The sequence below is a fragment of the Streptomyces sp. SJL17-4 genome, from assembly GCF_036826855.1.
Classification (GTDB): domain Bacteria; phylum Actinomycetota; class Actinomycetes; order Streptomycetales; family Streptomycetaceae; genus Streptomyces.
In genome coordinates, this window is the sequence record NZ_CP104578.1 from 139,942 (window position 1) to 155,542 (window position 15,601).

Consider the following 15,601-nt stretch of genomic DNA (forward strand, 5'->3'; position numbering starts at 1 on the left):
CTGATGAGTCGAATACACCACTCAGGAAACCGACAGTTCAACGGCTCTGCAGGGGGTCCACGCGCCCGGTTCCTGGCGGGGTCGGCCAGAACGCACGCAAGACCGATGCAAGTGGCTGCAAGCCACCTGCATCGGCCTCGCTGGGGAGTACGGGTTACGGGTTACGGGTTACGGGTTACGGGTTGACGTTGATCCTGAACGTGGAGGTGGTGTTACGGATGTCCACGGCGTTGCCGCTCAGCCGCAGCCCGTTGAAGGTCACCTCGCCCACGGCGGGCCCCTGCCCCGACTCGGGCATCTCGTTGGCCCACAGCCCGAACCCGGACTTCGCGTCGAAGGCGTCACCGCTCTTGCGTGCACCCGTGATCGAGACGTCCGTGAACACGGTGTCCTTGATGGGGAACTGTGGCTGACCGCCCACGTAGTTCGTCTGGAACATCACCCCGCTGTACGTGGGGTCGACGATGTCCACATGGTTCACCCTGATGCCCTGGAAGACCTTCGAGGCGGAGAACACCCAGATGCCGGGGAAGGTCTGGGAGCCCCAGAAGTGGCCGCCCGCCCGGACGATGGAGATGTTCTCGAAGGTCGTCGGTTCGGTCCCGAAGCCGTTCATCGGATAGCCGAAGTCCAGGGACGAGATGGTGATGCCCGCGTAGACGAACGTGTCGGCGATGTGGATGTTGCGGAAGGTGTTGTCGTAGCCGCCGTAGACGGCCACGCCCGCCGCTCGCCAGGTCAGGGTCGTGGTGAGGTTCTCGTAGACGTTGTTCTTCATGTCGGCGCCGCCGGCGTCGATCGCGGAGAACAGGGCGAAGCTGTCGTCACCGGTCGCCCGGGCGTCGTTGTTGACGACGTGGTTGTCCGTCGAGCCGTTGGTCATGTTGATGCCGTCGGCGAACAGGTTGCGGATCCGGGAGTTCTTGATCGTCATCCGGTCGGTGTTGGCGCCCCAGTAGAGGCACACCATGTGCTCGTTCCAGATGTCGTCGATGACGATGTCGGTGACGTTCGCGAAGTCGAAGACCTTGCCCGGTCCGTCGATGCGCGAGGTGTAGTTGCCGAAGTAGGCGAAGCCCTTGAACAGCGAGCCCTTGGCCGCCGCCTCGGCGCGGAAGCCGACGTCGGTGTTGTCCTGGGTCGACGGCGCGTGGAACGTCGTGAACCACGGCCCGGCGCCGACCACCTTGACCGGCTTCCCGTACACCTGGAACTTGCTCGCCGTCTGGTAGTCGCCCGGCGGCAGGTAGACACCCACGAGGGTTCCGGTGGTGTCCATCCGGACCTTGTCCAGGGCGTTCTGCACGTCCTGGTGGCCGAATCCGGCCGGCACGGTGTACGTGGCCGGGTCCGGGTTCCCGACCGGGGCGACCTGCTCCAGGTTGACGAAGTCGATCGCGTACGTGGAGGTGTTCGCGGCGTCCTTCTGGAGCCGGATCCTGCTGCCCGCCTGGACGGTCTCGCCGAGGAGGAGGTGCGCCTCGTCGTAGATGTGGCGCGGGGCGCCCGAGCCCGGGGAGTTGCCCGGACCGGCCTCGGCGCCGTACAGCCAGGCGTACTTGGACGTCAGCGGCAGCGACTTCTTGAACACCCCGTCGACGTAGACGTTGATGGTGGAGTCGATGCCGCCACCGCCCGGGGAGTCCGGGATGGAGAAGCGGGTCACCAGGGTGTTGGTCGAGCGCCGGGTGGTGAACTCGACGTACTCCCCCGTCGCGTCCAGGCTGACGGCCTTGCGGCCGGAGGCCTCGCCCGCGATGTCGCCGATGGTGCGGTTGGGCCCGGCGACGGTGGCTCCGCCGCCGACGGTGCCGTCCTCCGCCTCGTACATGTCGTACGGCATGTTGGCGCCGCGACCCACGAAGAGGGGCTGGCTGGAGGTGTTGTTGGCGCGCTTGACCGGGAGTTCGTCGGCGTCGTCGGCGACGACCGTCTTCACCGTGTACGAACCGTTGGCCGCCGTCCACGGGCCGAGGGCCACCTCGGTGCTCGCACCGGCCGCGAGGGCTCCGTTGTGGGCTCCCGTCAGGGTCTTGACGACCGCGCCCGTGGAGTCCGTGACGGTGAGGGTGACGCCGTGGCTGCCCGCCGCGCTCGCCGCGGTGCCCTGGTTCTTCAGGGCCACCTTGAAGGTGACCGTGTCGCCGGCCGCCGGGCTGGACGGCGAGGTCGTCACCGAGGCGGCGACCAGATCGGAGCTGGACACCGGCGCGACCACCAGGGCGGTGGGGCGGGTGTAGGTGTTGTTGGACTCGTTCTGCTCGATGACGGCGCTCGCGTCGTCGGCGACGGCGCTGAGCTGGTAGCTGCCTGCGTCGCGGGCTCCGATGGAGGCGCTGACCGTGGTCTGTGCGCCGGCGGCCAGAGCCCCGACCTGCGCGGTCGCGACCTTCGTGCCGCCGAGGCGCAGCGCGACGGCGCTGGCCGGCGCGGCGGCCGGACCGGTGTTGCGGACGGTGGCGCTGACGGTGATCGGGTCCGACTCGACGGGCGAGGCGGGCGTCGTGGTGAGGCCGGTGACCTCCAGGTCGGGGTTGGGGGCGGGGACGCCGATGATCTGGAACTCGGCGAGCTGGCCCGCCGGGGCGCCGGTGTTGGCGGTGAATTTCAGCTGGACGTCGGCGACGCGGGCGGAGACGGGGATGGTGACGGTGTTGCCGCTCGCCGGGTCGAAGGTGTGGCTCTTCGCGACGGCGATGCTGCTGAAGCCGGTGGCGCTCTGTTCGCGGCCGAGGACCTCGACGGTCTGGCTGCGGGTCGACCAGGCCGTGTCCGGATTGAGCTTGAGGACGAGGCTGTCGACGTCGGCGTTGGAGCCGAGCTTGACGGTCAGGGTGTTCGGGTAGCTGCCGCCTGCGCCTTCCCAGTAGGTGCTGACGTTGTTGTCGTTGGCGTTGGCCGCGACGAAGGTGTGCACGACGGAGGAGGCCTTGATCTCCTTGGCGACGGCGAGGTTGGAGCCGGTGCCGCCGCTGCCGGTGCGGGTGACGGCGTTGCTGTCGGTCGAGCGGTTGCCCGCCACGTCCTTCGCGCGGACGTGGTAGGTGACGGAAGCGGAGACCGGCTGGTTGTCGGTGTAGGTGGTGACGTTCCCGGCGACGCTGCCCCGGAGGACGTTGTTGGCGTAGACGTCGTAGCCGGTGACGCCCGTGTTGTCCGAGGAGGCGTTCCAGGTCAGCTTGATCTGGCCGGCGGTGGGCTCGGTGAACGCGAGGTTCGCGGGCGCCGTCGGAGCCTGGGTGTCGCCGGTGTCGCCGGTACGGGTGACGGCGTTGCTGTCGGCTGACTGGTTTCCGGCCGCGTCCTTGGCGCGGACGCGGTAGGTGACCGTCTGGTTCGCCGGCCGGGTGTCGGTGAAGGTGGTGACGTTCCCGGCGACACTCGTCAGCAGGGTGCCGTTGGCGTAGATGTCGTAGCCGGTGACGCCGGTGTCGTCGGTGGCGGCGTTCCAGGTGAGCCGGATCTGGTCGGTGGCCGGCTGGGTGAGGGCGAGGTTCGCGGGCGCGGACGGTGCCTGGGTGTCACCCGAGGTCGGCCCGTAGACCTCCAGTTCGGAGAGCTGGGCGGCGGGCTGGACGCTGTTCGCCGTGACGAGGACCCGGACGTACCGGGTGGTGGTCGCGTCGAAGGTGATCGTCGCGGCCCGTCCCCCGGCGGCGTCGAAGGTGTACGCCCGGGAGGCGGTCAGATCGGTGAAGGTGGTGCCGTTCGCACTGCCCTGGAGCTTGAGGGTCTGGCTGCGCGCGCCCCAGCCGTCGGGCAGCCGGAGGACGACCCGGTCGACCCGGACGGACGAGCCGAGGTCGGCCTGGATCCACTGCGGGAGGGCGTTGTTGGCGCTCTCCCAGTAGGTGGCCCGGTTGCCGTCGTTGGCGTTGCCGGCCGCGTACACCTCGGTGTGGCTGCTCGCGGTCAGGGTGCGGCCGCTCGCCAGGTTCGCGGAGGACCCGTCGGCGGCGTGGACCTCCAGTTCGGAGAGCTGCGCGGCCTGCCAGCCGGTGTTGGCGGTGATGTCGACCCGTACGAACCGGGCCTGGGTGGCCGGGAAGGCGACCGTGACGGTGTTGGCCGTGCCCGGGGCGAAGGTGTAGGAGGCGGAGTTCTTGAGGGTGGCGAAGCTCGTGCCGTCGGCGCTGCCCTGGACGGAGAGCGTCTGGTTGCGGCTCTCCCATCCGGCGGGCAGTTTCAGGACCACCTCGTCCACGCGGGTGGTGGCGCCGAGGTCGACCTGGACCCATTGGGGCAGGCTGCTGCCGGCGCTCTGCCAGTACGTTCCCTGGTTGCCGTCCGTGATGTTCCCGGCGCCGTACTCGGCGTGGGAACCGGACGCCGCGGCGGGGTCGCCCAGGGCGATGTTGGGGCCGCCCGCCGCCTGGGCGGACATGAGGGGTCCTCCCAGGGCCAGAAGGCTGGTCGCGATCACGGCACTCAGGCCCCGTGATCTCCAGTGGCGGAAACTCATCCGTCCTCGCTCTCGATTCGTGGGCACGGGGTCAGCCGGTCCGGTTGACGACGAACGGGGAACCGGGCTCGACGAGGACATCGCCCTCGGCCGAGTTGGTGATGGTGACCCCGGTCAGCGTCGCGCTGCCGCGGGCGCCGCTCATCGCGAGGATCCCGGAGCCGTTGACCGACTTGTCGATGCGGACGTTGGTGATCCTCACGTCCGGCATCTCGCCGCCACCCGTCTTGAACTGGATGCCGTCGTAGGTCGAGTCGAGGATCTCGGTGTCCCGGATGGTCACGCCGGGGATGGGCTGGCCCTGGGCGAAGAGGGTGATGGCGCCGAACTCCTGGTCCTCGTTCCAGAACGCGCCGCCGGTGCGGTGCAGGGCGTTGTTGGAGATGAGGGTCTGGCCGGAGAAGGGCAGCGGGTCGTGGTCGGTCGCGAGCATGATCCCGGGGTAGTTCATGGTGTCCGAGATGATGTTGTTCTCGATCGTGTTGCCGTGACCGCCGTAGACGGCGATGCCGTTGGCACGCCAGGGCAGCTGGATGGTGTTGTTGCGGAAGTGGTTGTCGTGGCCGACGTCGACCGAGGTGTCCTTGACGTACTTGCTGGCCCAGACGGCGAGGGCGTCGTCGCCGGTGTTGCGGAAGGACGAGTTGAAGACGGTCGAGTTGCGGGTGCCGTTGGCGAAGTTGATGCCGTCGGCGTAGGTGTTGCGGATCCGCATGCCGGTGAACTCCAGGCCGTCTCCGGGGCCCCACAGTTCGGGGATGTTGGAGTAGTCGCGGCCGGCCCAGACGCCGACGTTGGCGTGCTCGATCCAGACGTTGCTGATCTTCGTGTCCTTGCCGAAGCGTCCGTTGAGGCCGACGCCGCCCTCGGCGTTGCCGTCACCGCCGCGGATCGTTCCGGAGCCGAAGATGGCGATGTCGGAGATCTGGGTGTTGTGGTCGATGTCGAAGCCGAAGTTGCCCTCGTGCGGGTGGTTGATGCCGCCGGCCTCGTGCGGTGGGGTGAGGGTGTGGAGCTGGGAGTGCCACATGCCCGCGCCTCGGATGGTGACGTCGCGGATGCCGACCTGGTTGAACTGACCGCGGTTGAGCGGGTCGTCGGTGAGGATCTTCTTCTCCTGGCGCCACTGGCCGGCGGGGATCCAGACGCAGGGGATCTGGCCGTTCTGGTCGGCGGTCACCGCGCGCTGGAGGGCGTCGGTGTCGTCGATGCCGTCGTTGGGGACGGCGCCGTACTCGGTGATGGAGACGCAGTTCGCGGGCTTGGCGGCCGGGGGCGCGACCTGCTCCAGGTCGATCAGATCGATGATGTAGAAGGACGCCGAGTCCCCGGCGTCGCGCTGGAGGCGGAACTTCGTACCGACCGGGTAGGACTGGGCCAGCAGGGCGTGCGACTCGTCGAAGAGGCGCCGGGCGTCACCGCCGGGACGGTTGGTGAGTCCTTCGGGGTCGTCGGTGCTGCCGTAGAGCCAGCTGTGCTTGGACGACAGGATCAGCTTGCGGACGAAGACGTCGTCGGCGTAGAGGCTGATCGTGGCCTCGGCGCCGCCGCCGGCGGCCGCGTCGGGCACCGAGTTGCGGACGACGATGGAGTTGGCCGGGTTGGTGGAGGTGAACTCGACGAACTCACCCGTGGTGCCCAGCCGGACCGACTTGCGGCCGGAGGACTCGGTGGCGAAGTTGGTGTGCCCGAAGGTCCGCTTCTGGTCGGCGGTGAGCAGGGTGCCCTGGTAGCGGGCGTCCTCCGCCTCGTACTCGGTGTACGGAACGGCGGCGCCCCGGCCCACGACGAGGGAACGCGAGAAGACGTTGTTGGTCTCGTCGGTCTCGGTGAGGGTGCCCGTGGCGTCGGCGGTCGCGGTGAGCGTGGCACCGCCGGTGGTGGCGGTCCAGCTGCCGGAGATCGGCACATTGACCGTCTGGCCCGCGGCGATGGTGCCCGTGGTGCCGTTGAGGGTGGTGGTGCCCGCGGTCAGCCGGGTGACCGTGCCGGCGGCGGTGGTGGTACCGCGGTTCTGGACCGCGGCGGTGAAGGTGACGGCGGAGCCGACGGCGGGGCTGGTGGGGTTGCTGGTGATCCCGGTGACGCGGAGGTCGGGGCCGGGGCTCTGGCCGACGACCAGCTTCGTGGCGGCCGTGCGGCTGTTGTTGCCGTTGTCCTGCTCGGGGACGGTGTCGGTCGGGTCGACCACCGCGGAGACGGTGTACGAGCCCATGGGCCGCTTGCCCACGGTGACCGGGACGGTCGCCGAGGCGCCGGCGGCGAGCGCGCCGACCGGGGCGGAGCCGGCCACGGCACCTTCGACGGTGACCTGGACGGTGGTGGCGGCGGCCGCCGCCGTGCCGGCGTTGCGGACGGTGGCGTGGACGGTCACGGAGTCCGTCTCGGAGGGGGTGGACGGCGTCCAGGTCAGATCGGTGACGGTGAGGTCGGGGCCGGGTGCGGCCGCGCCCACGACCTGGAACTCCGCGACCTGGGCGCCGGGGGCGCCGGTGTTGGAGAAGAAGGTCAGCCGCAGGTCGGCGTAGCGCCCGGTGACCGGGATGGTGACGGTGTTCTGCCCGCTGGAGGGGCTGAACGCGTAGTCGGCCCGTGCCTTGAGCGAGGTGAAGCCGGAGGCTGACTGCTCCCGCCCGAGGACCTGGATGGCCTGGGTGCGCGGGCCCCAGACCTGGGCGGGGTTGAGCTTGACGACCACGGCCGTGACATCGGCGTTGGCGCCGAGCCTCACCGTCAGGTCGGCCGGGAATCCGGCGGACTCCCAGTAGGTGGTGGTGCTGTCGTCGTTGGCGTTGGCCGCGACGTACGTCTGTGTCGTGGAGCTCGCCTCGATGGGCTTGTTGCGTGCGAGGTTGGTGCCCGTGGGCGGCGGGTCGACCGGGCCGCCGCTCTCGCCGTAGACCTCGACCTCGGAGAGCTGGGCCGCGTTCCAGCCGGTGTTGGCCGTCACCTGGACGCGGATGTACCGGGTCGTCGTGGAGGCGATGCCGACGGTGACGGTGTTCGACGCGGAGGGGTCGAACACCCGTGGCTGGGGTGCGGCGAGGGTGGTGAAGGTGCCGCCGTCGGTGCTGCCGAGCACGGCGACGGTCTGGGAGCGGGCCTCCCACGTGGTGGGGAGCTTCAGGACGACGCTGTCGACGCGGGTTCCGGCGCCGAGGTCGACCTGCACCCACTGCGGGAACGATCCGGCGGGGCCTTCCCAGTAGGACTGCTGGCCGCCGTCGGTGACGTTGCCGGCCGGGTAGGCGCTGTGGGCGCCCGATGCCGTCGTCGTTCTGCCGAGGGCGAGGTTGGCCGCGGCTGCCGCGTGTGCGGTGACCGGCAGGAGTCCGACGGCGATCAGTCCGGCTATCAGGACACCGATCGTCAGCCGCCAGCTCAGGATTTTGCCTCTCATATGGGCCTCTCCGTCTGCTGGGCCACCGGCTCGGAGCCGACACGGGGCCGTTCGCCAGGAACCCAGCGGAACTCTGACAATGAATGACGGCGAGATACAGACTTATTGAGCATTTTCGTTAATCTTTTGCGCCGCCGGGGTGTCAGGTTTCTAGCAGGTCACGTCTTTGTCAACAGCCGTGGCAGAAACGGGGGTTGGGCCACCGCATCCCCGCAGGTCAACGACAAACGGCTCCGGCGCCGGGGAGGCGGTGAGGCCTCCCCGGCGCCGGAGCCGAGGAACGGTGAGCGGAGGGGTCAGACGGTCGGCGGCGGCGCCGTCGAGCCGCGCACCACGAGTTCGGGCTCGAAGAGGAGCTCACCGGGGTCCGTCTGCGTGCCCTGGATCTGGGCGCAGAGCAGCTCGACGGCGGCGCGCCCCATGGCCTCGATGGGCTGGCGCACGGTGGAGAGCGGCGGCTCGGTGCAGTTCATGAAGGCGGAGTCGTCGAAGCCGACGACGGACACCTGCGAGGGGACCGAGAGGCCGCGGCGGCGGGCGGCCCTGATGGCGCCCAGGGCGAGCGGGTCGCTGGCACACACGATGCCGGTGACGCCCCGCTCCAGGAGGCGGGTTGCGGCGGCCTGCCCGCCTTCGAGCGAGAAGATCGACCGCACGACGTACTCGTCCGGGAGCTCTCCGCCGGCGGCCTCGGCCACGGCGCGGGCCGCTTCGAGCTTGCGGCGCGAGGGGACGTGGTCGCTGGGGCCGAGGACGAGGCCGATCCGTTCGTGCCCGAGGGAGGCCAGGTGGCGCCAGGCCTGCTCGACGGCGACGGCGTCGTCGCAGGAGACGCAGGGGAAGTTGAGCCCCTTGATGGAGGCGTTGATCAGGACCACCGGGATGTTGCGCTCGGCGAGCTGGTGGTAGTGCTCGTGCGGGGCGTCGGCCTGCGCGAACAGTCCGCCGGCGAAGACGACTCCGGACACCTGCTGCTGGAGCAGGAGGTCGACGTAGTCCGCCTCGGAGACGCCGCCCTTGGTCTGGGTGCACAGGACCGGGGTCAGTCCCTGCTGCGCGAGCGCGCCGCCGATGACCTCCGCGAACGCGGGGAAGATGGGGTTCTGCAGCTCGGGCAGGACCAGGCCGACCAGGCGCGCGCGCTCGCCCCGCAGCTGGGTGGGCCGCTCGTATCCGAGCACGTCGAGCGCGGTGAGGACGGACTGCCGTGTCGCCTCGGAGACACCGGGCTTTCCGTTGAGGACACGGCTGACCGTCGCCTCGCTGACTCCCACCTTCTTGGCCACTTGAGCAAGTCGTCGCGTCATGAGCGCAAGAGTATCGCAAACTTCGCAAGCGAGTTGCGTCATTGCCATCCCCTTGCAGGGGGCGAACGCAACCCATGAGAGCGGACAACGCTTGAAGGGTTGACGGGCAGAAGGGCGCCTCATAACTTCAGGCCTTGATAAAAGGCTTGCTGTTGTTGCCCGTTGGGCGCGAGACGGCGAAGGGATTGTCAGGTGCATAACACACATATGGGTGTACGCACGTTCTTCCGGCGGGGAGTGGAGAGACGAGAGCGACGAGCGGCCGCCGGGCTCCGCGCCCGCCGCCTCCGGCCGCTCACCGCGCTGACCGCCGGCGTCCTCGTCGCCGGCAGCCTGGTCCTCACCGGGCCCGGCACCGCGCAGGCCGCGGGCGAGCGGGTCGACGTCTGGCTCACCACGACCTCCGACTCCGGCGGCCGTACCGTCACGCGCGGTCTCGCCCAGCAGGCGCCCCTCGCGTTCGGCCCGGCCGGCGGCTCCGCGAACCACACGATCACCGTCGACGAGAACACCACGTACCAGCAGTTCGAGGGCGGGGGCGCGTCGATCACCGACACCACCGCCCATCTGCTGCGCGGCGGTGCCATCAGCGCCGCCACCCGTGACGACGTGATGCGCAAGCTGTTCTCGCCGACCGAGGGCATCGGTCTGTCGTTCGTCCGCAACCCGATCGGCGCCTCGGACCTCTCCCGGCCCGGGAACGTCTCCCTCGACGACACCTGCTGCGATCTGGGCGACTTCGGCTCCAACGGCTACGACACCAATGTCCGGCTGCTCACCGCGCAGGCCAAGCAGCTCAACCCGGCCCTCCGGGTCAAGGGCGTGCCGTGGAGCGCCCCGGGCTGGATGAAGGACAACGGCCGGATGGACCAGATGGGCTGGCTGAAGGCGGAGTACTACCCGCTGTACGCCCAGTACCTGGTGAAGTACGTGCAGAGCTACCAGGCCGCCGGGGTGAAGGTCGACTACCTCTCCGTGCAGAACGAGCCGAACTGCTGTCAGGCCGGCAACCCGACCGCCATGAACTACCCGGGGATGAGCTGGAACCCGGCCGGGCTCGTCGAGTTCACCAAGAACCACGTCTACCCGGCCTTCCGGGCCGCGGGCATCACCACCAAGGTCCTCGTCCACGACTGGAACTACGGCGACTACGCCAACTTCGGCGCCGGCATCCTGAACGACGCGGGTGTGCGCAACGATCCGCTGTTCGGCGGCATCGCCTGGCACGGCTACTTCGGCGACCCGGCCGTGGGCACCCAGGTCCACAACCAGTACCCCTCGGTGAAGCAGTTCAGCACCGAGCACTCGGGCGGCACCTGGATCGGGAACCAGCACAACGAGGACATGAGCGACATCGTCACCTACGCCCGCAACTGGAGCGGCAGCCTGGTCAAGTGGAGCCTGGGGCTCAACCAGAACATGGGCCCGCACAACGGCGGCTGCGGCACCTGCACCGGTCTCATCACCGTGCAGGAGGGCGGCGCCCGGGCCGGACAGGTCGACTACACGGTCGAGTACTACACGACGGGGCACCTCACCAAGTTCGTGAAGCCCGGCGCGTACCGCATCGACTCCACCGCGAACAGCACGGTCCAGAACGTGGCCTGGCGCAACGCCGACGGCTCCAAGGCGCTGATCGCCCACAACGGCGGGACCTCCGCCCAGTCGGTGCGGGTCGACTGGGGCAACCAGTCCTTCACGTACACGCTGCCCGCCCGCACCACCGCGACCTTCGCCTGGTCGGGAACGACCGACGGCGAGAGCGGCACCGGCACGCTGACCGGTCTGGCCGGCAAGTGCCTGGACGTGGCCGGCGGCGCCACCGCCGACGGCACCCCCGTCCAGCTGTACGGCTGCAACGGCACCGAGGCGCAGCGCTGGACGCTCGCAGCCGACGGCAGCGTCCGGGCGCTCGGCAAGTGTCTCGACGTCACCGGCGGTTCGACGGCCGACGGCGCCCAGGTCCAGCTGTACAACTGCAACGGCACCGCGGCTCAGCGCTGGACGTACAACGCCACCACGCACGACGTGGTCAACACCGGCGCGAACAAGTGCCTGGACATCACCGGCAACTCCTCCGCCGACGGGACCAGGGCGCAGATCTGGACCTGCACCGGCGGGGCCAACCAGAAGTGGACCCACAACGCGGCCTGATCCCCCGCCCACCCCTCAACTCCCCTCCCCCGCACAAGGGCCCCACCAAGGCCCTTCAAGGAGCCCGCATGCCATCCGCACGTCCCCGAAGAAGGGTGAGCGCGGCCGTCGTCGCCGCGACGGCCGTCCTCACCGGCCTGCTCACCGGCGGTCTGCCGAGCGCCGCCGCCCAGGAACCCGCGCCCCGAGCCGTCGACCGGTTCGAGGGTGAGGTCCCCTTCGCGTCGCCGCCCGCCGAGGGCCTGTTCACCTGGGGGAACGCCACCGAGTCCCACCCGAAGCTCGAACTGAGGGAGCGTGCCGACGCCCCCGAGGGCGGCTCGGTCCTCGAAGGCCGCTACGACATCAGCGGCTGGGGCGGCTTCACCCACGACTTCGCGTTCGACCGGCCGGCGCACGACTGGACGGCGTACAAGGGCATCCGGTTCTGGTGGTACGGCCAGAACACGGCGCCGCTGCCGCCCGGCTCGGGCAAGCGGATCGCGCTGGAGATCAAGGACGGCGGCGCGAACGGCGAGGCCTCCGAGCTGTGGACGACCTCGTTCACCGACGACTGGGAGGGCTGGCACCTCGTCGAGGTCCCGTTCTCGGAGTTCCAGTACCGGACCGACTACCAGCCCGTCGGCGGCATCGACCAGGTCCTCGGGCTCGACCGGATGTGGGGGTACGCGGTCACGCTCCCGACCGGCGGGCCGGGGGCGTTCGCCCTGGACGGCGTCGAGCTGTACGGCACGGCGGAGCCCGCCCTGAACACCAAGGTGGTCACCAGGTCCGTCGTGCACCCCGTCGACGAGGGCGGCAGCGCCCGGGTCGACGTCTCGGTGGCCACCACCGGCTCCGGGCCGATCGGTGAGCCCGTCACCGTGACGTACGAGACGGAGAGCGGCGGCACCGAGCCGGGAGGGGCCGAGCCGGGGAAGGACTACACGCCGGTCACGGGCAGCATGGTGTTCCCCGCCGGGACGCCGTCCGGTACGACGCGCTCGATCACGGTACAGACGCTGAAGGACGGCGCCGCAGAGGCCGCCGAGAGCGTTCCTCTCAGGCTGACGGTCGACGGCGCCAAGGCACCGGCGGAGACCCCGCTCGTCGTGGTGAACGCGCACGGCCTGCCGTATCTCGACGCCAGGCTGCCGGTACGCAAGCGGGTCGCCGATCTGCTCTCCCGGATGTCCCTGGCGGAGAAGGCCGGCCAGATGACGCAGGCCGAGCGCAACGCGCTGCGCGCGCAGGGGGACATCGCCGGGTACGCGCTCGGCTCCCTGCTCTCCGGCGGCGGCTCGGTGCCCACCCCCAACACGCCCGCGGCCTGGGCCGCGATGGTCGACGCGTACCAGCTGCGCGCACAGGCGACCCGCCACCAGATCCCGCTGATCTACGGCGTGGACGCGGTGCACGGGCACAACAACGTCATCGGCGCGACGATCATGCCGCACAACATCGGCATCGGCGCCGGCCGTGACCCGGAGCTCGCCGCGCGGACCGGCGCCGTCACGGCGAAGGAGGTGCGGGCGACCGGCGTGCCCTGGGACTTCGCGCCGTGCGTCTGCGTGACCCGAGACGAGCGCTGGGGCCGTTCCTACGAGGCCTTCGGCGAGGACCCGGCCCTCGTCACCGCCATGGAGACCGTCATCAACGGGATGCAGGGTGCGCGGAACGGCAAGGACCTCGACCGCAACGACAAGGTCCTCACCAGCGCCAAGCACTTCGTCGGCGACGGCGGCACCGCCTTCGGCTCCTCGACCACGGGGTCGTACACGATCGACCAGGGCGTCACCGAGGTCACGCGCGCGGAGCTGGAAGCGGTGCACCTGGCCCCGTTCGCCGAGGCGGTGAAGCGCGGTACGGGCACGGTCATGCCCTCGTACTCCTCGCTCGACGTCCTCGGGGACGAGCAGGGTCCGGTGAAGATGCACGCCAACGCCGAGATGATCAACGGCGTCCTCAAGGACCGCATGGGCTTCGAGGGCTTCGTCATCAGCGACTGGCAGGCCATCGACCAGATCCCCGGCGACTACCCCAGCGATGTGCGCACCTCGGTCAACGCCGGTCTCGACATGATCATGGTGCCGACGAACTACCAGGAGTTCACCCGGACCCTCACCTCCGAGGTCGAGGCGGGCCGGATCTCCACCGCGCGGATCGACGACGCGGTGGCCCGCATCCTGACCCAGAAGTTCCGCCTCGGTCTGTTCGAGAAGCCGTACGCGGACACCACGAACCTGCCGTCGATCGGCTCGGCCGAGCACCGCGCGGTGGCGCGGGAGGCCGTGGCGAAGTCGCAGGTGCTCCTCAAGAACGAGGACTCCGTCCTGCCGCTGAAGCCTGCCCAGAAGGTGTACGTGGCCGGGTCGAACGCCGATGACCTCGGCAACCAGGCCGGTGGCTGGACCATCAGCTGGCAGGGTTCCTCCGGCCGCACCACGACCGGTACGACGATCCTCGAAGGGATGCGGAAGGCCGCGCCGGAGGCCGGGATCGGCTGGTCGAAGGACGCCTCCGCGCCGACCGAGGGCTACGACGTCGGTGTGGTGGTGGTCGGCGAGACCCCGTACGCGGAGGGGTTCGGTGACGTGGGCAACGGCAACGACCTGGAGCTGACGGCCGCCGACAAGGCGGCGGTCGACAAGGTCTGCGCGGCGATGCCGTGCGCGGTCCTGGTCGTGTCGGGACGGCCGCAGCTCATCGGCGACCGGCTCCCGGCCGTCGACGCCCTGGTCGCGTCCTGGCTGCCGGGCACGGAGGGCGACGGCGTCGCCGACGTCCTCTACGGCAAGCGGCCGTTCACCGGGCAGCTGCCGGTGACGTGGCCGAAGTCGGAGTCCCAGCTGCCCCTCAACGTGGGCGACAGCAGCTACGACCCGCAGTACCCGTACGGCTGGGGGCTGACCACCCTCACCTCGGCGCCGTCCGGTGGGGAGCCCGCGCTGCGGGCGCTGCGGGTCGCCGGCAAGGCGCTCCAGGCGGTCGGCCGGGGCGACTCCGCCGAGGGGCGGAAGCTCGTCGCGGTGGCACGGCAGATCGTCCAGCAGAGGATCGGCCAGAACATCACCGAGGCCACGGCCAAGCCGTTCGCCGACGCGGACCATCTGCTGCTCACCGGCGATCTCGCGGGCGCGGTCGGCAAGCTGACGGAGGCGTACCGGGCCGCGGGCTGACTGGTGCCGCTGTGATCCGGCCCCCCGGGAGAGCTCGCTCCCCCGGGGGGCCGGGCTTGTCGTGGTCACGAGGCGTGCCCCGGGGGTCGGGCTTGTCGTGATCACCTTCCCGAGCTATCTTGCATTGCATGGTTCCTGGTAACGCAATGAACGAGGCGGGCGACAGGGTCCCCAGCCAGCTCCGCAAGGGGGTGCTGGAGTACTGCGTCCTCGCGCTGCTCAGGGACGAGCCGAAGTACGGCGTCGAGCTCGTCGCCGAGCTCTCCGCGGTCAGCGTCATGACCACCAGTCAGGGCACGATCTACCCCCTGCTGTCGCGACTGCGCCGCGAAGGGCTCGTCGACACCGAGCTGCGCGACTCCCCCAGCGGACCGCCGCGCCGCTACTACACGCTCACGGGTGTCGGCCGGGCCTCCCTCGCCGAGTTCGCCCAGGCGTGGCCGCTGTTCAGGGACGCCGTCGATCACTTCCTCACCGACCCACAGGGGGATTCCGCATGAACGCCACCGACCAGCACCCGCTCGTCACCGCCTACCTCGACGCCGTCGCGCGCGAGACGGCCGAGCTGCCCGCCGAGCGCCGGGCCGAGCTCCTCGCGGACCTCCGCGAGCACATCGAGGTCAGCGGCGCGGAGGGCGACGACCAGGTCCGCGCGGTCCTGTCGGGCCTCGGTGAGCCGCGTACCGTCGCCGCTTCCGCCCTCGCCGAGGAGGCGCCGGCCGGACCGGCGGCGTCGCCCAGGACCGGCCGCACCAAGCTGACCGCGACCCTGCTCGGCGTCTCCGGAGTGCTCCTCGTGCTCAACCCGTACGCCGGGGCGATCGCGCTGATCGTCGCCCTGGTGCTGCTGTGGGGCGCGCCCCAGTGGGAGAACCGTCAGAAGCTCATCGGAACCGCCACCGGCGCGGCCGTGCCCGTCGTGGTCTTCCTGGGCGCGCTGCTCGGGGACGCGTCCCGGATCGGCCCGATGGAGGTCCTGCTGATCCTCGCGTTCTCGCTGGGCGTCCCGGTCCTCGGCGCCGTCCTCCTGATGCGGGCCGTGCGCCGCTGACGCCGCGGAGCGACACGGCTCCGGGACGGGCCCTCCCGAGAGGCCGTCCCGGAGCCGGTCGTACGCTCG

7 protein-coding genes are annotated in these 15,601 nt (G+C 70.2%); 4 read left to right on the forward strand and 3 right to left on the reverse strand.

Annotated features, from left to right (window positions below; all coding sequences use genetic code 11):
• Positions 1-175 precede the first annotated feature (175 nt).
• From N5875_RS00645 to N5875_RS00655, 3 genes are all read right to left on the reverse strand, one after another.
• Positions 176-4,462, reverse strand: a complete 4,287-nt coding sequence (locus N5875_RS00645) for a discoidin domain-containing protein (RefSeq protein WP_338491096.1) — start codon at positions 4,460-4,462, stop codon at positions 176-178.
• Between the two features lie 31 nt (positions 4,463-4,493).
• A complete protein-coding gene (locus tag N5875_RS00650; RefSeq protein WP_338491097.1) occupies positions 4,494-7,862 on the reverse strand; it encodes a CARDB domain-containing protein in 3,369 nt (1,122 codons plus the stop codon).
• Positions 7,863-8,158: 296 nt separating this feature from the next.
• The gene (locus N5875_RS00655) at positions 8,159-9,169 is read right to left on the reverse strand and encodes a LacI family DNA-binding transcriptional regulator (protein ID WP_266972685.1); all 1,011 of its coding nucleotides are present in this window, start codon (positions 9,167-9,169) and stop codon (positions 8,159-8,161) included.
• Positions 9,170-9,376: 207 nt separating this feature from the next.
• Between N5875_RS00655 and N5875_RS00660 the strand changes: the two genes are divergently transcribed.
• The 4 genes from N5875_RS00660 to N5875_RS00675 all read left to right on the forward strand — a co-directional run bounded on the left by N5875_RS00660 (position 9,377) and on the right by N5875_RS00675 (position 15,532).
• Positions 9,377-11,323, forward strand: coding sequence for a lectin (locus N5875_RS00660; RefSeq protein WP_338491100.1), 1,947 nt, complete (start codon positions 9,377-9,379; stop codon positions 11,321-11,323).
• 68 nt (positions 11,324-11,391) lie between these two features.
• Complete coding sequence (locus N5875_RS00665; RefSeq protein ID WP_338491102.1) at positions 11,392-14,481, forward strand: glycoside hydrolase family 3 N-terminal domain-containing protein; 3,090 nt, start codon at positions 11,392-11,394, stop codon at positions 14,479-14,481.
• Positions 14,482-14,609: 128 nt separating this feature from the next.
• Positions 14,610-14,981 (forward strand): PadR family transcriptional regulator, encoded by a 372-nt coding sequence (locus N5875_RS00670; protein WP_318210237.1) that lies wholly within the window; start codon positions 14,610-14,612, stop codon positions 14,979-14,981.
• On the forward strand, positions 14,978-15,532 hold the full coding sequence (locus tag N5875_RS00675) for a hypothetical protein (protein WP_318210238.1): 555 nt from the start codon (positions 14,978-14,980) through the stop codon (positions 15,530-15,532). Before N5875_RS00670 ends, N5875_RS00675 begins: the two co-directional genes overlap by 4 nt.
• Positions 15,533-15,601: the final 69 nt, after the last annotated feature.

What these genes read in the sequence shown, in the direction of transcription:
- N5875_RS00645 (WP_338491096.1), bottom strand. Translation starts at nt 4,462, where the DNA reads ATGAGTTTCCGCCACTGGAGATCACGGGGCCTGAGTGCCGTGATCGCG.
- N5875_RS00650 (WP_338491097.1), bottom strand. Translation starts at nt 7,862, where the DNA reads ATGAGAGGCAAAATCCTGAGCTGGCGGCTGACGATCGGTGTCCTGATA.
- N5875_RS00655 (WP_266972685.1), bottom strand. Translation starts at nt 9,169, where the DNA reads ATGACGCGACGACTTGCTCAAGTGGCCAAGAAGGTGGGAGTCAGCGAG.
- N5875_RS00660 (WP_338491100.1), top strand. Translation starts at nt 9,377, where the DNA reads ATGGGTGTACGCACGTTCTTCCGGCGGGGAGTGGAGAGACGAGAGCGA.
- N5875_RS00665 (WP_338491102.1), top strand. Translation starts at nt 11,392, where the DNA reads ATGCCATCCGCACGTCCCCGAAGAAGGGTGAGCGCGGCCGTCGTCGCC.
- N5875_RS00670 (WP_318210237.1), top strand. Translation starts at nt 14,610, where the DNA reads ATGGTTCCTGGTAACGCAATGAACGAGGCGGGCGACAGGGTCCCCAGC.
- N5875_RS00675 (WP_318210238.1), top strand. Translation starts at nt 14,978, where the DNA reads ATGAACGCCACCGACCAGCACCCGCTCGTCACCGCCTACCTCGACGCC.